Origin of the sequence: Paenibacillus sp. PL91 (assembly GCF_012935325.2) — a bacterium.
In the GTDB taxonomy this organism is placed as follows: Bacteria; Bacillota; Bacilli; order Paenibacillales; family Paenibacillaceae; genus Pristimantibacillus.
On the sequence record NZ_JABBYG020000004.1, the window covers coordinates 255,757 to 271,496 of the forward strand.

Below are 15,740 nucleotides of genomic sequence, written 5' to 3' on the forward strand. Positions count from 1 at the left end.
TCAAACGATATGGAATGACATCCATAAGCTCTTTTTTTGTCTATATTACAGAATTGAGTTTTATATTATAAAACTATGAGGTGGGTTAATGCGCATTATTCGTTATCAGGAAGATTCTTTATTTAAATTAGCTGCGCTAACAGACGCTGAAGAAATCTTTTCCTTAGAGGATTCTGATTTTATATCACTGGTACAAAGTGCGGCACTGGACGGCATTAGCGTTTTAGAAAAGGTGAAGCGGATAGTCGATTCATCCCAAGCGCTGAACAAAGAGATTCACCAGCTTGATCTGATCGTTCCGCTGGAAGCCCCAGAGATATGGGCAGCAGGCGTAACTTATATGCGGAGTAAGGAAGCGCGAAATGATGAAGCGGCAAACGAGAACAGGGTGGGACCAACCTATTACGATAAAGTGTATGACGCCGACCGGCCGGAGCTGTTCATGAAATCGACTGCCGCGCGAACGGCCGGACCGGGCAGCGAAGTGTGCCTGCGAAGTGATTCAAGCTGGCAGGTTCCAGAACCGGAGCTCGGATTGGTGCTGGACAGGAACGGGAGTATTCTCGGCTATACGATCGGAAACGATATGAGCTGCCGTGACATCGAAGGCGAGAATCCTCTTTATTTGCCGCAGGCCAAAATTTGGCGTCAATCCTGCTCCATCGGTCCTGCTATTCGGCTAGCCGACACTGTAGAGGACCCGTATAATCTTCAAATATCGTGCCGCATTTATCGCGGCGGAAAGAAGGTCGTTGATGAAACGGCTAATACAGGCCAGCTCAAACGGAGATTTGGAGAACTGGTAGCCTATCTTGCCAAGGATAATATTCTGTTTGACGGTACTGTGCTGCTTACGGGAACCTGTATCGTGCCTCCAGGACAGTTCACACTAGAGCCGGGTGATCGAATCGAGATTGATATTACGGGGATTGGCACATTAACGAATACAGCCGTGCCGGCCTAGAAAAGGAGATGACTTTTATGAAGAATGCCCTTGTTATCGACAATTATATCGGTGGGCAATGGAAGCCGCCGGGTAACCGGGAACGCCTGGAAAGCATGAATCCCGCAAACAAACGGGAGGTAGTCGGGTATGTTGCGAATTCTAACGGCTTTGAGCTCAATGAAGCCGTTTATGCAGCAGAAACGGCTAGGCTGCAGTGGAGGAAGAAGACTGGCGCAGAGCGCGGGCAGCTGCTAGTCAGGACCGCGGAGCTGCTGGAAAGTCGATTAGATGAAATTGGCGAGACGATGTGCAGGGAAATGGGGAAAACCTTTGCCGAGGCTAAGGGAGAGACAGCTCGAGGAGCAGCGATTTTACGCTATTACGCGGGAGAGGGCATGCGCAAAATCGGCGATGTCATTCCATCCAGCGATGCGGACGCGTTTCTATTTACGACACGTGTGCCTCTGGGCGTAGTTGGCGTTATCTCGCCTTGGAATTTTCCCGTGGCGATCCCGATCTGGAAGATAGCCCCGGCACTAATATACGGTAATACGGTAGTCTGGAAGCCGGCCGTTGAAACGGCGGTAACTGCGGCGGCAGTCATGCAGTGCTTTCATGATGCTGGTTTTCCTGAGGGCGCTGTTAACATGATCGTAGGCAGCGGTGCTGTGATCGGGAATGGTATGGCTAATCATCCGGGTATCCATGGCATCACCTTCACAGGCTCTAATGCTGTCGGAAAGCAAGTCGGCCAGGCCGCTTTGGCTCGCGGAGCGAAATATCAATTGGAGATGGGAGGTAAAAACCCGATCATCATCGCGGGCGACGCTGATTTGGATTTAGCCGTAGACGCTGTAATTAGCGGGGGGCTGCGCTCGACGGGGCAGAAGTGCACAGCGACTAGTCGTGTGATTGTCGAAAAGTCCATTTACGACCTCTTCAAAACGAAGCTGCTCGAAAAGGTAGCAACGCTTAAGGTTGGTAACGGCATGGATGCTTCTGTATGGCTCGGGCCATGTGCGAACGAAAAACAGCTGGAAACCGTGCTTAGGTATATTCAAAAAGGAAAGGAAGAAGGAGCCGTTCTTCTATTTGGCGGTACACGGCCTGAGGGCAGTGCTTTGTCTGATGGTTTTTATATCACTCCCGCAGTGTTCGACCGAGTCGAGAGCCGGATGTCTATCGCTCAAGAGGAAATCTTCGGACCCGTGCTTGCTTTAATAGAAGCAAAGGACTTCGAAGATGCAATCTCGTTGGCGAACGATACAGCGTACGGACTTAGCGCTTCCATATACACTAAAAATATCGGGAACGTTTTATCGTTTGTTCAGAATATGGAAGCGGGACTCATTAGGGTCAACGCAGAAACCGCGGGTGTAGAGCTGCAGGCTCCGTTCGGCGGAATGAAGCAGTCCAGCTCTCACTCAAGAGAGCAAGGCCAGGCAGCTATTGAGTTTTTCACTTCTGTCAAAACGGTTTTTATTAAACCGTAACCTAAGCTTTGATAGGAGGAGATGGGATGGACATGGACCCGAGCTTCGAACAGATCATGGGACATAGCGTGGATTCTGATTTCATCATACAAACTCAAGCATCGGGGCCAAAAGGCGCGCTTCCGCTTACACATGATAGGCTTCAAAACGCGCCAAGCGGCGATTTGTTCGGCTGGTCACAAAATGTGGGGATGGGGTGGAGCCCTTCTCGGCTGCTTGGCCGGGAGGTACTTATTTTGGGAACGCAGGGCGGGATCCGCAATGAAGACGGCTCGGCGGCGGCACTCGGCTATCATACCGGCCACTGGGAAATCGGTCTTCTGATGAAGGAAGCGGCAGATGAAATTACTCGAGCGGGAGGCATTCCATTTGCCGGTTACGTAAGCGATCCCTGCGATGGCCGATCGCAAGGCACGTCCGGCATGTTCGACTCATTGCCTTATCGCAATGATGCGGCGATTGTTCTCCGGCGGCTTATCCGCTCGCTGCCCACAAGGTCCGCTGTTCTCGGAGTTGGAACATGCGACAAAGGGCTGCCTGCTATGATGATTGCACTAGCTGCAATGAGAAACCTTCCTGTTGTTATCGTACCCGGAGGTGTAACGCTTCCGCCGATTAATGGAGAAGACGCAGGTAAGATTCAGTCGATTGGAGCACGTTATACGAACGGTGAGATTACGCTGGAGGCAGCGGCCGACTTAGGCTGCCGGGCATGCGCCACGCCCGGCGGCGGATGCCAGTTTCTTGGTACGGCTGGTACCGCACAGGTTGTAGCGGAGGCGATGGGTCTAACTGTCCCGCATGCAGCACTCGCTCCATCGGGCCAGCCGATCTGGTCAGAGATGGCCCGCCAATCGGCAAGAGCGGCTTTATATATGGCGGAGTCCGGCATGACTTCGGCTAGTATCATGACCGATGCAGCCATTCGAAATGCTATGGTCGTTCACGCTGCTTTTGGGGGTTCAACGAATTTACTTTTACATATCCCAGCTATTGCCCATGCGGCAGGCTTATTCGTTCCCACGGCCCAGGACTGGGCAAAAACGAACCGCAGCGTGCCAAGACTTGTAAGCGTTCTGCCAAATGGACCGCTCTATCATCCGACTATACGGGTTTTTCTCGCAGGAGGCGTCCCTGAGGTAATGCTGCATTTGAGAAAGCTCGGATTAATAGATGAGAAAGCGCTTACGGTAACGGGACAGACGATCGGCGGCATGCTGGATTGGTGGGCGGAATCCGAGCGGCGCAGCCGGATGAGACGCTATTTAATGGAGGTTGACGGTGTCGATCCGGATACGGTTATTTACAGTCCGGAAAAAGCCAAAGCTGCAGGCATGACCTCGACCGTGACATTCCCGTCGGGGAACATTGCTCCGGAAGGGTCAGTCATCAAATCGACTGCTATTGATCCCTCGTTGATTGACGCAGCGGGCATTTACAGACATGTCGGAAAAGCAAAGGTGTTCACAACTGAGCGTGACGCGATTCTCGCGATAAAGAATGGAGGTATTGAATCAGGTGATGTTTTGGTTCTAATCGGGCGCGGCCCGATGGGAGCCGGAATGGAGGAAACCTACCAATTAACCTCAGCTCTCAAGCATCTATCCTTCGGTAAGCATGTGGCGCTACTTACTGATGCGCGGTTTTCAGGCGTGTCGACAGGCGCTTGCATTGGTCATATCGGTCCTGAAGCTCTTGCTGGCGGACCAGTCGGAAAGCTTCGCAACGGGGATTGGATTAATGTGCAAATTGATCTTGTCAAGCTCGAAGGGCAAATCCACATGGTCGGGAGCGGCCTAGTGCCTGCTTCACCTGCGGAAGGCGCTTCCGAATTGGCTAATCGCAGCCCCCATCCCGGATTGGCCGAGGATCCGGAACTGCCTGATGATACAAGGCTTTGGGCCGCGCTGCAAGCTGCAAGCGGAGGCACCTGGAAGGGCTGCGTCTACGATGTCGAAAAAATAATACAGGTTCTGAATGCCGGTATGAATACATTGGCAAGTGAAAAAGGTGAGCGATGATGGCATGGTAATCGTTCACTGTGATCATGCATCTTGATTGAGAGAAGAAAATAAGTTTTTTAGAGGCAAGAATAAAGAGACGACCCCCACCCCAGTTTTTTGGGGTGAGGATCGTCTTTTCATTTTCCAAGCAGGCCTCCACAAAATACGTGACCTTTCTGAACGGCAAGCCTATGAATGGGGCAGCTGTTAAAGCCTCTCTCGAACGGGCAATGAAAGATAGCCTTTCAAGTGATTACTTGCGAGATAAATTTGACGTGACGTATTCGCGCATGCGCTAATTGTCAAACGCCTGCTCCAGCGCCGCTATTATTCGCAGGAAGCGTGAAGGCGAACGTCACGCCACCCTGCTCGTTGCGTACATCATACCGGCTGCCGTGCAGGTCGAGAATTTGCTTCACGATGGCGAGCCCGATCCCGGTGCCACCGCTTTCCCGGGCGCGCGCTTTGTCTATACGGTAAAATTGGCCCCATATTCGCGGGAGTTCTTCCTCCGGTATGGCGTCCCCCACATTATGGACGGATAAGCGCCAATCGCCGCCGTCCATGGAAGCGGCAAGCGTGACCGTTCCTCCGTCCGGAGCGTGCCGTACCGCGTTAGTCACCAGATTGGTCAGAACTTGTCCGATTCGGAAGCGGTCTGCCGCAACCTCGACTATACCGTCCCCTTCTTCAGGCAAGGATACGGATATTCGGACATTTCTTTCCGCTCCAAGCGCCTCCGCGCGTTCGGCTGACTCCTTGAGCAGCTCAGAAGCATCGAACGGCTCCCGGTTCAACCGGTATTGACCGGCTTCGAGATGGGATAGGTCCAACATGTCGCCGACAATGGTGGACATTCGCCGCGTCTCGTCCAATATGACTTCAGCGTATCTCTCCCGCTTGGCTCCGGCCCCGATGTTATCCTGCAAGCCTTCCGCATACCCGCCGATCAAGCTGAGAGGCGTTTTGAGCTCATGAGAAACCCCGGCCACGAAATCGCGGCGCATCCGCTCCAGCGCTTTCTCCCTCTCGATATCTTCCCGCAGTTTGTCGTTGGCTTCGTGAAGCTCCGCAAGCGCTCCTTGCAAGTTATCTGCCAGGAAATCAAGAGTCCGCGCCAGCTCGCCGATCTCGTCCTTGCGGCGCCACCGGATGCGGGCGGAGAAATCGAGCGATGCCAGTCTGCCGGCAAGCTCATTCAATGAGCGGAGCGGTCTGGTGAGAATGCCGGACGGTAGCCAATCGGATTAGTACTTATTTGAACGAATAGCTGTAAGCGTCCAGTATCACCTTTTGGCGGGACACACTAAAAACTTAGCATTATCAAGGCTCCAGCCCACTATAACAGATTCTGGAACCAGAGGCTGCGTTGTTCGGTTTTATTGCTTTAAGGCGCTTTGATACATTCAACGCAACCTGATAAGGGTTGCGTTTTTTTGTATATACCCAGCAGGCATGAAGCCATAAATCTAAAATTACTGTACTAAATGGCAATAAGAAAGTATACCAACTGCAATCGTAAGATTCTCTCTTTTAGGCTATTCACATTTATTTTTTATCAGATTTAAGAGAAGCGCTTGCTTCTCCGATAATATAAATTCCTCCTGAGGCCAAAATTCCTCATCTTCGTCTCTGCCGAAGAGACGGATGATCTCCTTCCATACCCCTTTTTCCATTGCTTCCGAAGCCGAAATCATAATCTTCAATGCCAGCACCTCCTGTCATTTCCTTACGTTTAATTACACTTATATATGTGAAAATAAACATAGTCTTATTCATGATACGCATTTCTAAGAGATAGTACTCAGCTGCTTATGCCTAAGTGCAGTTTGTTCTTGCTCGATTTTGAATAGGATATGGAGAAAAGATCGACTTTACAAAATTCCGCATAAAGAGACAAAACAAAAGGCTTGCAAACCTAAATTTTTAGGCAGGAAGTCGGATGATAATTGATAGAACGCGATGTAAAATCGAGGAAGTAAACCGCTCTTGCATTTTTTTTGAAGCATTTTGAAACCGGTTTCATGAAACCGGTTTCAATCGCAGACGGTCCCGTAATCGATGAACGGAAAGCACCAATTCATTTAAAGGGGGAAGATTCTTTGAAAAGGTTCATGTTTAAGAAAAGCACGGCAGCAGCGCTGCTTAGCGTTGTATGCTGCCTCGCTCCGCTTGGAAATCTGTCTTTCGGCGCGGATGCGGACAAGAGCGTCCTGTATGACGCCGTCATTACCGTTGATGCATCGAAAACATTTCAGAAGATCGATAACTTCGGCGCATCCGATGCATGGTCGATGGAACCGATCGGGAAAAACTGGACGGAGGAAAATAAATCCCGTTTAGCCGATATTCTGTTTTCCAGGGAGAAGGGAATTGGCTTGTCCGCGTGGCGTTTTAATATAGGAGCCGGATCTACGGAAACGGACCAAGCGATTATATCGAATCCATGGCGGCGCTCGGAAGCATTCAAATCCACAGAAGACGGCGTTTACGATTGGAGCAAACAAGCTGGGCAGCAATGGTTTTTAAACGCAGCCAAGGAACGGGGCGTCGATTCGCTCATCGGTTTTGTAAACAGCCCGCCGGTATGGATGACGAAGAACGGACACGCCCAGCCGGATTCGACGGTAGGCTCTACGAATTTGAAGGCAGGGTATGAAGAGGAGTTTGCCGCTTACTTGATCGACGTCGTAGAGCACTTTAAAGAGGAAGGAATTCACTTCGACTATTTGAGCCCAATTAATGAACCGACTTGGGATTGGAACAAAGCAGGGCAAGAGGGGAACCGATATAACAACGACGATATGAAACGAGTCATTCTCGAGCTCTACCGTCAATTGCAAGCCAAAGGGCTTGGGACACAAATTAGTGCGCCTGATGGCGTCGAGATTACAGCGTTGCTGGACGATGACGTCTATAAGACGTTCGCGAATAAAGAAAGTTATAGCGGCGGAGCGAACAGTCAGGGTCTTGGCAAATACCGTGAATATATTAAGGATTTGCTGGGCGACCCGGAGCTGAAGGAAGCGGTCGGCAATAAAATTGCATCTCATTCCTATTGGTCCGATTACAGCAATTCCGGCGATGATCGCCTCGGTACACTGAGGGACTTGCTGAGCGCCAATTTGAAAAAATACGACCCGAACGCCAAATACTGGATGAGTGAATATTGTATTCTCGGTTCTTACGGGCCGGGCCGCGACCTTGGCATTGATCCTGCTCTCTATATCGCGAGAACGATTCATTTCGACTTGGCTCGGGCCAATGCATCGGCATGGCAATGGTGGACGGCAGTCTCCAAGGAGGATTATAAGGATGGCTTGATCTATACCGATTACAACAACCCGGGCGACGAACAAACGATACTTTATTCGAAAATGCTATGGGCGCTCGGCAACTACAGCAAATTCATACGTCCCGGCGCCGATCGCATCGCTTTAACGGGGCTGGATGAACAGGCGCGGAGCGGACTGTTCGGTTCCGCTTACCGGCATGAGGGAGAGAAGACCGTTACGGCTGTGTTCGTCAACGACAGCCTAGAAGAAAAACGCGTTAAAATGGCGTTAAGCGGCATCGACAAGCATGAGGCTGTCTTCGCCATGAAATCGTATATCACCTCGGCTGACCGGGATCTGGCCAGAGGGGAGGATATTCCGGTTCAGGCAGACGGTACGTTCGAAACGGTCATTCCTGCCCGTTCCATCGTGACGCTGAACGGAGACCTTGTTAAAGCGAATAAGAAGCCGGATGCCCCGGAGATCGTCAGCGTCAAGCCTCTGAATAAAGGGCTGAAAATCGAATTCAAAGCCCCGAAAGGCGCGTATGAATATGAAGTGAGATACGGTGTAAAGAACAACAGCCGGGAGCTAAAGTTAACGCGGATGACAGAAGATGCATTCATCCTGCAGGGTCTTGAGAACGGCGACGAATATTTTGTCACCGTACGGGCTGGGAACGCTAGCGGCTTCGGCCCGCAATCCAAACGCGCATATGGCATACCGCAGCTGCTTGCACCGACCGGTGTCACGGCTATGGGTACCGATGGCGGGTTTACAGTAAACTACCCTGCTGAGGCTGGCGTTTCTGCATATCGGGTGCGTTACGGCGTGCAGCCGGGGAAGTACGATAAACAATCGATAACCGACGGAGTGCCAAGCGGCACGATTCAAGTTGACGGACTCGTAAACGGTACAGCCTATTACGGGGTTGTAGAAGCGGTTGACGGTCAAGCCGCGAGTCCGTCTTCGGTGGAATTCCAAGTAAAGCCTGATATACCTGCTCCGGGCAAGCTCATCGCTATTTCCGGAAATCAAAAAGCGCGCTTCCAATTTGCTCCTGTAGAAGGCGCTGTTGGCTATTCGGTACAAATGGTGTCCGGCGCAACAAATAACGATTCCATGCAAATCGACACAAACGAAGTAGAACTGGACGGTTTAACGAACGGATCGCCTGTTGCCATTCGCGTGGCGACGATCGGCAAAGGAGGTATAGGGATCGGTTACGCGGATGCAGAGGTAACGCCGAGAGCTGAAGAGGCCCGGTTCGAGGACGATTTCAATCATGGGGATATTTCTCGTTATCAGCAGGATTTAAGTCAGTGGCTGCTCGATGACGGCTTGTTGAAGCATGCCTCAGGCTCAAATGGCCAAGGTGAAATCGGAGTCAAAAATATGCAGGTGATCGACGGAACCATTACGGCGGTTGCCAAGCATGCGACAGCGGAGGCGGATTGGGGAATCTCTTTCCGCGGCAGCAGCTATTCGAAGGGGTACATGTTCGGTTATGAGAACGGGGTACTGTTTATTCGGAGAGATGGACAAAATTTGGAGCCTCCGGTTTCTTTCACGGCAAAACCGGGCGAATATTATAAGCTGGAGGTTCGACTGAACGGGAAACAGATTCAGGGCTATATCGATGGCAAGAGAATCTTCGATCTGACGGATACGATTTACACAAGCGGTCGCGTCGGACTCCACAGCTGGTCCGACGCACAATTCGCCTACTTGAAAGTAGCCAGGGAAACGGATAACCTGACATCGAAGCCTGAAATCTACCAGCTGAAGGAAGGCGATGGGCAAGTCGCACTGCAATACAGGGAAATCGACGGAGCGGAAGCTTATGCCATTCGGTACGCGGAGGTCAGCGGAAACGGATCCGCTCCTACCGAGATTGCCGCTGCTCCTGGCTATATGATCGTGACGGGACTCAAAAACGACACTGCCTATTCGTTTAAGGTAATCGCGATTAGGGACACAGAGGAAGCGGAATCTGCTGCAATGGAAGCGACGCCAAAACAGAGCGCCGGCAATGTAATATACTACGTCGACGCCGGTGACGGGACGCCTAGCCAATTGGAGGAAGGGGAGGCTCTCGGATTGCTTCAGTCACAAGAAGAACAAGAGTATGGCAGTGACTCCGTAACGGGTATGAAATGGGGCTACGAAGCCGATAACGGGCTGACATGGGCACACACTTCTCCGGCCGACGCGTATGAATCGATTCGCCAATACGACGGAAATGAGAATGGCAAAGGGCTGGCTTATCGATTCCAATTGCCAGACGGTACGTATAAGGTGACGGTCGGCTTCTTCGATCCATGGAAGGCGAGCGACCGAGTTATGAATCTAACGATTAATGGCGATATGTTGCTGACCGATTATGTCATCGGTTCGAAACAGGAAGCAAAAGTGTTTGACAATATCGCGGTAAAAGGCGAAGAACTCGTTGTGAAAGTCGTCAAGGCGGATGGGTCTAAGCCAATGGTAAGCTGGATTAAAATCGAAAAATAAAGTCTGGCCTGTGTATCTAGATGTTCCATTGGAACGGAGGGTCACAGGCCTTTAGTTTTAGAATGTTTAGTTATAGTTCCTAAATGACATCTGGTTATGTCCACAACCTCAATGCCTTATGAACATGAATCGATGTCATTTATGAATGGGTTGGACAAGCATGCCCTTGGATGACGATACACTCTCATCGTTGGATAATTGTAGCAGGCAGACCTGCTTCAGCTATGCTATTATTTTGACAGAATGATACGATAGATTTAGGCATCGATTATTCCCCCTCGTATTTCTTAAACCTCGTGATACAGCCCCTGATTCATAGCATGTTCTAGTAGAGAGAAATCAATTTAAGCTAAAGGGAAGTGTCGAGCAGCCAATAAACATAAGGAGAGGTTTCTTTTTTTCGGTCAGATTCTTACGACTCACACCATAGGAGAATCCAAGATGAAAAGCTGGAACGACTACCTGCTGAAGAGTAAAATGTTCATCGTGTTCTCCGCGGTGTCGCTGTTTATCGTCATACTGACATGCATTATTTTTTACTACAAAAATGTAAGCGATATCAAAAGTCAGACTTTGTCGCTATCCGACACGATTACCAGGCAGTTCAGCCGGACCTTCGAGCTTTACATTCAGGATATGGAGAAGCTCTCTGTCTCCATTATTGGCGATCCGATCATTCAGCAAAGTCTGATCGATCATTACCGAATTCAGGAATCTGTCGCGCAGAACGAGATCGAGCTGACGATCAACAACAGGCTGTTCACCCATCTTCAGCCACGGCCACAACTGCAGAGCATCTATATCTTCACGACGGACGCTGCCGCTTACTTCGTATCGAAGGGAGGGGGACCCAAGGTAAGCTTCAATCTGCGGGACGAGAGCTGGTATGAGAAACGGCTGGAGATGCCCGGCATCAAATTTCTGCTTCGGCCCGTCACAACGGAGAAGACGGGCAGCGATGATGAAGCCCAGGTTATTTCCTTTGTGCGGAACATCAACCGTATTCCCTATCGGGATGTTCTGGGGTATATGAAAATTAATATCAACGTTGATGTCGTCAAGGACATGCTCGTCAATTCGGACAGCAACGACGTTGAACGGAACATGAGAGCGTTCATTATAACCGATGAAGGCAACGTCATCTATGACGACAGAAACGAGCTGACGGGCAGCGAAAATCCGGGTATCGATCTTTCGATCTTCCAGGGCAACCGCCAATCCGACGAGGTGATATGGAACGACGTGAGCTATCTCTATACGACGTCGAAGTCCTCATACACAAAATGGAATACGCTGATTCTGATTCCGAACGAATTTCTGCTGTCTAAGCAGAAACGATCCACCTATATTCTCATTCTCGTTGGTATGCTTGCGATGGGGCTGATTGCATTTGTTTCCTATGCGTTGTCCTATCAGATCACGCTTCCTCTACGAAATCTGATGAAGAAGATGGCGCGTGTCGAGCAGGGGGACTTAAGCCAGAGAATGGAGGTGTCCGGCAACAATGAGATCAGCCGTCTAAGCCGTATATACAACAATATGCTGGACAGTATTACCCGGCTGATCAGCGAAGTGTACACATCCAAATTGGCGGAGAATAATGCGCAGCTATCGGCGCTGCAGGCGCAGATCAACCCGCATTTTCTGTACAACACGCTTAATATCATGAAGTCAATCAGTCGGGTTCGAGGCATCGAAGAGGTTGCCGAGATGGCAGAATCGCTGGCGGAGCTGTTCAAATACAGCATGAAAAATCTTCACCATCCCATCCCGCTGCGTGACGAGATGGATCATATCAGCAATTACATGAATATCCAGCAGCACCGGTTCGGCAGCCGCTTCGCGTTCAGTATGGACGTACCGGAGCCGTTGCTGGAAGCATCAGTGCTGAAGCTTACCGTGCAGCCGTTGGTTGAGAACGCTATCGTTCATGGGCTTGGCAAGGTCAAGTCCGGCGGGCGAATCGGCATCGCTGTCAGGCTGCTCGGCGGTGAACTGATTATCGAAGTTTCCGACAACGGCTGCGGTATCGAAGAGGAGCGCATCCACATGCTGCGCAGGAGGTTGGCGAGCATCCAAGCGGCGGACGCTTACGACGAGGATGAGCTGGGTATAGGCCTGTCCAATATCGCTCAGCGGATCAAGCTGTTCCACGGTGACAAATACGGCGTTGAACTAATAAGTGCTACTGGCCGTGGAACGACTGTCAGGCTGACGTTCCCATATGAGCTTTTCGTCAAGGTGAAAGGAGAGTCCGGATTATGAATTTATTTCTGGTGGAAGACGAGCGATGGGCGCTGGCGGAGCTCGAGATCCTCTTCAAACGCTACGAACCGCAGCATCGCGTGCTTGCATTCGAGAACGGGGAAGATGCGCTTGAGGCAGCGAAATCCGTAGTCCCGCATCTATTGCTGACCGACATCACGATGCCGGGCATGGACGGAGTGGAGCTATTGGCTGAAATCGGGCGCAGCCATCCGGAAGCCAAGGGGATCATTCTTAGTGTCCATGACGATTTTGCGTATGCGCAGCGCGGGATGCAAGCTGGCGTGACGGACTACTTGCTGAAGCCTGTCAGGAAAGAGACGCTTTACATGGCGGTAGACCGCATGCTTGCGCGTATCGAAGACGAGTCCCGCAGCCGGAGCGACCGTGCCGAGTGGTCTCTTCTGCAGCGGCTGCTGTCCGTGGACGCGCTGGAGCGCGGGAAGCCAGCGGCAGCCGAGCAGCAGTCCATGTTCATGGCGCTGCTGCTACTGGGTAACTTTGCATCGCCGCTCACTTGGAAGGATGCCGGACTTGACGCATCGGACATTCTCGCGCATTTCGGGAGTGGTTTGAACGGGGAGTCGGATTGTTACTGCGTCACGATCGACAGCCGCCGCAGAATGCTGCTGCTGCCAGCAGGCAATGAGGCATATACGCAACTGCTAAAGACAAGACTTAAATCGCTCATTCAGTATGCGGAGGCCCGCGGCATTCTGCTCCATGTGAGCTTCGGAATGAAGAGTGAGAGCGAGAGTCTAAACCGCAGCTTCGTCCGTCTTAGCAAGCAGCTGGAAGAACATTTGCGGATCGGCGTGCCAACCTGGGCAGCGCCGGATATGAAGCCGGCTGTGCCCGATATCAGTGGAATTTGGGTGAAGGTGCGCGCCCTGCAAGCGCAGATCAAAGCGGGCGATATGGCCAGAGGACGAGACACGGTATCGCGCATTGTTGCGGGCCTTCAGTGCAAAGAGGTCACCCAAAAGCAGCTGACGCAGTTCGCTATCGATCTGTTCTACTCGTTGAAGTTCAATCTGCAATCTGAGTCCAAGGCACTGCTGCAGGAGGAAATGAGCCTGCTGAATGAAGCGATCGACTACGAGCCGATTACAGAATGGCTTACGGCAGCGGTATTCGGGATTGCTGGGAAATGCGAATCAAAGGAGCAGAAGCCGAAAGGGCTCGTACCGGTGGTGATGAACTGGATCCACGCTAATTATCAAGGCGACCTTTCCCTTCAGCAGTTTGCTTTGGAGCATCATGTCAGTCTTGGACATTTATCCCGATTGTTCAAAAGCCAGACCGGCTATAACTTCTCCGACTATGTGATCGGCTACCGGATCGGCAAAGCAAAGGAGCTGCTCGACGACGGCACGTCGCGTCCATCGGAAGTCGGCGGGCTGGTCGGATACGAGGATGCCAAGCATTTCTCTCACTTGTTTAAGAGAATAACGGGCGAAACGCCGACCGCCTACGCAAAACGCAAAATGAACGAATAAGACGAATGCAAGTAGACGATTAGAGGGTTAGAGGGTTATGCACCTTCGAAAACGGATCGTTTCCTCACCCGAGCCATTACTTTTTCCCAAAATGGAAAAATTACCCCCTTAAAATAGCAAATGAGCAGGTATGCATCAAAATCAGAAACTCGTAAACTGAAACTACGAGGGGACCCGGGCCCTTGGAACGGAAGAACGCTCTTGTTGCAAGCGTATTCAATCATGAAGTTGAAACTTACGGAATCAGAGATGCGAAGAGGGGCAACAATGGACGGCTGCCGAAGGGAGCACGATCCATGCCTACAAAGGGAGGCTGCGGAAATGATGAAACGAACGACAAGCAGAACACTTTCATTCGTGACAAGCCTGATTATGATCATGGTGCTGCTCGCCGGCTGCGGCGGCAATAATGCGCCCGCGACGAGCAACAACACCGGCGGCGCAAGCGGTGAAACGAACGCGAAAACCGACGCCACCAGTGAACCTGCAGAGAAAACGACGTTGACCCTGATGGTGGGCAATACGGGCACAACGCTCGAGGCGCTTAAAGCTGTTGGCACGGAAGCAGAGAAAAAGCTGAATATCGCCATTGAGTACGACATCAAACCGGATGGCACGGAAGGCGACAACCTGGTTAAGACGCGCTTAGCAACGGGTGATATGTCCGACCTGCTCGTTTATAACACGGGTTCGCTGCTGAAGGCCGTTAATCCGGTGGAAAATTTCCTTGACGTGACGAATGAGACGTTCATGGCTGACGTGCTTGATTCCTTCAAAACCGTCGTAACCGTCGATGGCAAGGTGTACGGTGCGCCCGTCGGCTCAAGCTCCGCTGGTGCGATTTTGTACAACAAGAAGGTGTACGGCGAGCTGGGATTGACCGTTCCGCAAACGTGGGACGAATTCATGGCCAACAATGAGAAGATTAAAGCTGCGGGCAAGACGGCCGTTCTCGCTTCCTACAAGGATACCTGGACGTCCCAGTTGTTTGTCCTCGGTGATTACTATAACGTACAGGCGCAGGTTCCAAATTTCGCAGACGATTACACGAACAACAAAGCGAAGTATGCGACGATACCAGAGGCACTGCGCAGCTTCGAAAAGACGGAGGAGCCGTTCAAAGCCGGCTACATGAATAAGGACTTCCTGGCCACGACGTATGATGTAGCCTTGAAGATGCTGGCCGAGGGCACAGGCGTACATTATCCAATGCTGACGAGCGCTTTAGATTCCATCTTGCTAAATAGCCCGGACAAGATCAACGACATTGGCGTTTTCCCGATTCCGAGCGACAGCGCAGACGTCAACGGACTGACAGTATGGATGCCTAGCGGCCTGTATATCAACAAGAACAGCAAGAAAATAGAAGCCGCCAAAAAGTTCACGGAATACTTCGTATCTAAGGAGGGCCAAGCGATATTTGCCTCCAAAGTGAAGGCGGCAGGCCCCAATGTCATCAAAGGAATCGAGCTTCCCGACGATGCTTACGAAGGCGTCAAAGAAATGCAGAAATACTTTGATGAGGGCAGGACGGCACCTGCACTTGAGTTCGTATCGCCGGTCAAAGGCCCGAACCTGGAGAACCTCACCGTCGCTGTCGGCAGCGGCATCACTTCCGCGCAGAAGGGCGCCGAGGACTATGACAAAGACATTCTGAAACAGGCGCAGCAATTGAATTTGCCAGGCTGGTAGACCGCCCGCCGTAAGCCGAAATTCTAGTTGGAGACGGGGCTCCGCGCAAAACG

10 protein-coding genes are annotated in these 15,740 nt (G+C 51.4%); 8 read left to right on the forward strand and 2 right to left on the reverse strand.

What is annotated here, in order from left to right; all coding sequences use genetic code 11:
* The first annotated feature begins 88 nt into the window (after nucleotides 1-88).
* Genes HI950_RS12415 through HI950_RS12425 form a run of 3 tightly spaced genes read left to right on the forward strand, consistent with a single transcriptional unit; the run spans nucleotide 89 to nucleotide 4,460 of the window.
* The gene (locus tag HI950_RS12415) at nucleotides 89-964 is read left to right on the forward strand and encodes a fumarylacetoacetate hydrolase family protein (protein WP_169082441.1); all 876 of its coding nucleotides are present in this window, start codon (nucleotides 89-91) and stop codon (nucleotides 962-964) included.
* A gap of 8 nt (nucleotides 965-972) precedes the next feature.
* Nucleotides 973-2,439 (forward strand): alpha-ketoglutaric semialdehyde dehydrogenase GucD, encoded by a 1,467-nt coding sequence (gene gucD, locus HI950_RS12420; protein ID WP_411268086.1) that lies wholly within the window; start codon nucleotides 973-975, stop codon nucleotides 2,437-2,439.
* A 32-nt stretch (nucleotides 2,440-2,471) separates the two neighbouring features.
* Nucleotides 2,472-4,460, forward strand: coding sequence for a YjhG/YagF family D-xylonate dehydratase (locus HI950_RS12425; protein WP_169082803.1), 1,989 nt, complete (start codon nucleotides 2,472-2,474; stop codon nucleotides 4,458-4,460).
* 284 nt (nucleotides 4,461-4,744) lie between these two features.
* Here the strand turns inward: HI950_RS12425 and HI950_RS12430 are convergent, their stop codons facing one another.
* A complete protein-coding gene (locus HI950_RS12430; protein ID WP_317618351.1) occupies nucleotides 4,745-5,668 on the reverse strand; it encodes a sensor histidine kinase in 924 nt (307 codons plus the stop codon).
* Nucleotides 5,669-5,980: 312 nt separating this feature from the next.
* Nucleotides 5,981-6,148 (reverse strand): hypothetical protein, encoded by a 168-nt coding sequence (locus tag HI950_RS12435; RefSeq protein ID WP_169082438.1) that lies wholly within the window; start codon nucleotides 6,146-6,148, stop codon nucleotides 5,981-5,983.
* A gap of 396 nt (nucleotides 6,149-6,544) precedes the next feature.
* Here HI950_RS12435 and HI950_RS12440 point away from each other — a divergent pair, with 396 nt between their 5' ends.
* The 5 genes from HI950_RS12440 to HI950_RS12460 all read left to right on the forward strand — a co-directional run bounded on the left by HI950_RS12440 (nucleotide 6,545) and on the right by HI950_RS12460 (nucleotide 15,687).
* The gene (locus tag HI950_RS12440) at nucleotides 6,545-10,231 is read left to right on the forward strand and encodes a glycoside hydrolase (RefSeq protein WP_223285244.1); all 3,687 of its coding nucleotides are present in this window, start codon (nucleotides 6,545-6,547) and stop codon (nucleotides 10,229-10,231) included.
* 441 nt (nucleotides 10,232-10,672) lie between these two features.
* Nucleotides 10,673-12,496 (forward strand): sensor histidine kinase, encoded by a 1,824-nt coding sequence (locus HI950_RS12445; RefSeq protein WP_169082437.1) that lies wholly within the window; start codon nucleotides 10,673-10,675, stop codon nucleotides 12,494-12,496.
* Complete coding sequence (locus HI950_RS12450) at nucleotides 12,493-13,995, forward strand: response regulator transcription factor (RefSeq protein ID WP_169082436.1); 1,503 nt, start codon at nucleotides 12,493-12,495, stop codon at nucleotides 13,993-13,995. Before HI950_RS12445 ends, HI950_RS12450 begins: the two co-directional genes overlap by 4 nt.
* A gap of 182 nt (nucleotides 13,996-14,177) precedes the next feature.
* Entirely contained in the window at nucleotides 14,178-14,405 is a 228-nt protein-coding gene (locus HI950_RS12455) for a hypothetical protein (protein WP_169082435.1), read from the forward strand.
* Entirely contained in the window at nucleotides 14,317-15,687 is a 1,371-nt protein-coding gene (locus tag HI950_RS12460; protein ID WP_317618344.1) for an ABC transporter substrate-binding protein, read from the forward strand. Before HI950_RS12455 ends, HI950_RS12460 begins: the two co-directional genes overlap by 89 nt.
* Nucleotides 15,688-15,740 lie beyond the last annotated feature (53 nt).

Excerpts from the sequence above, each read along its gene's own strand:
- HI950_RS12445 (WP_169082437.1), top strand. The coding sequence starts at position 10,673 with ATGAAAAGCTGGAACGACTACCTGCTGAAGAGTAAAATGTTCATCGTG.
- HI950_RS12450 (WP_169082436.1), top strand. The coding sequence starts at position 12,493 with ATGAATTTATTTCTGGTGGAAGACGAGCGATGGGCGCTGGCGGAGCTC.
- gucD (WP_411268086.1), top strand. The coding sequence starts at position 973 with ATGACTTTTATGAAGAATGCCCTTGTTATCGACAATTATATCGGTGGG.
- HI950_RS12425 (WP_169082803.1), top strand. The coding sequence starts at position 2,472 with ATGGACCCGAGCTTCGAACAGATCATGGGACATAGCGTGGATTCTGAT.
- HI950_RS12460 (WP_317618344.1), top strand. The coding sequence starts at position 14,317 with ATGATGAAACGAACGACAAGCAGAACACTTTCATTCGTGACAAGCCTG.
- HI950_RS12415 (WP_169082441.1), top strand. The coding sequence starts at position 89 with ATGCGCATTATTCGTTATCAGGAAGATTCTTTATTTAAATTAGCTGCG.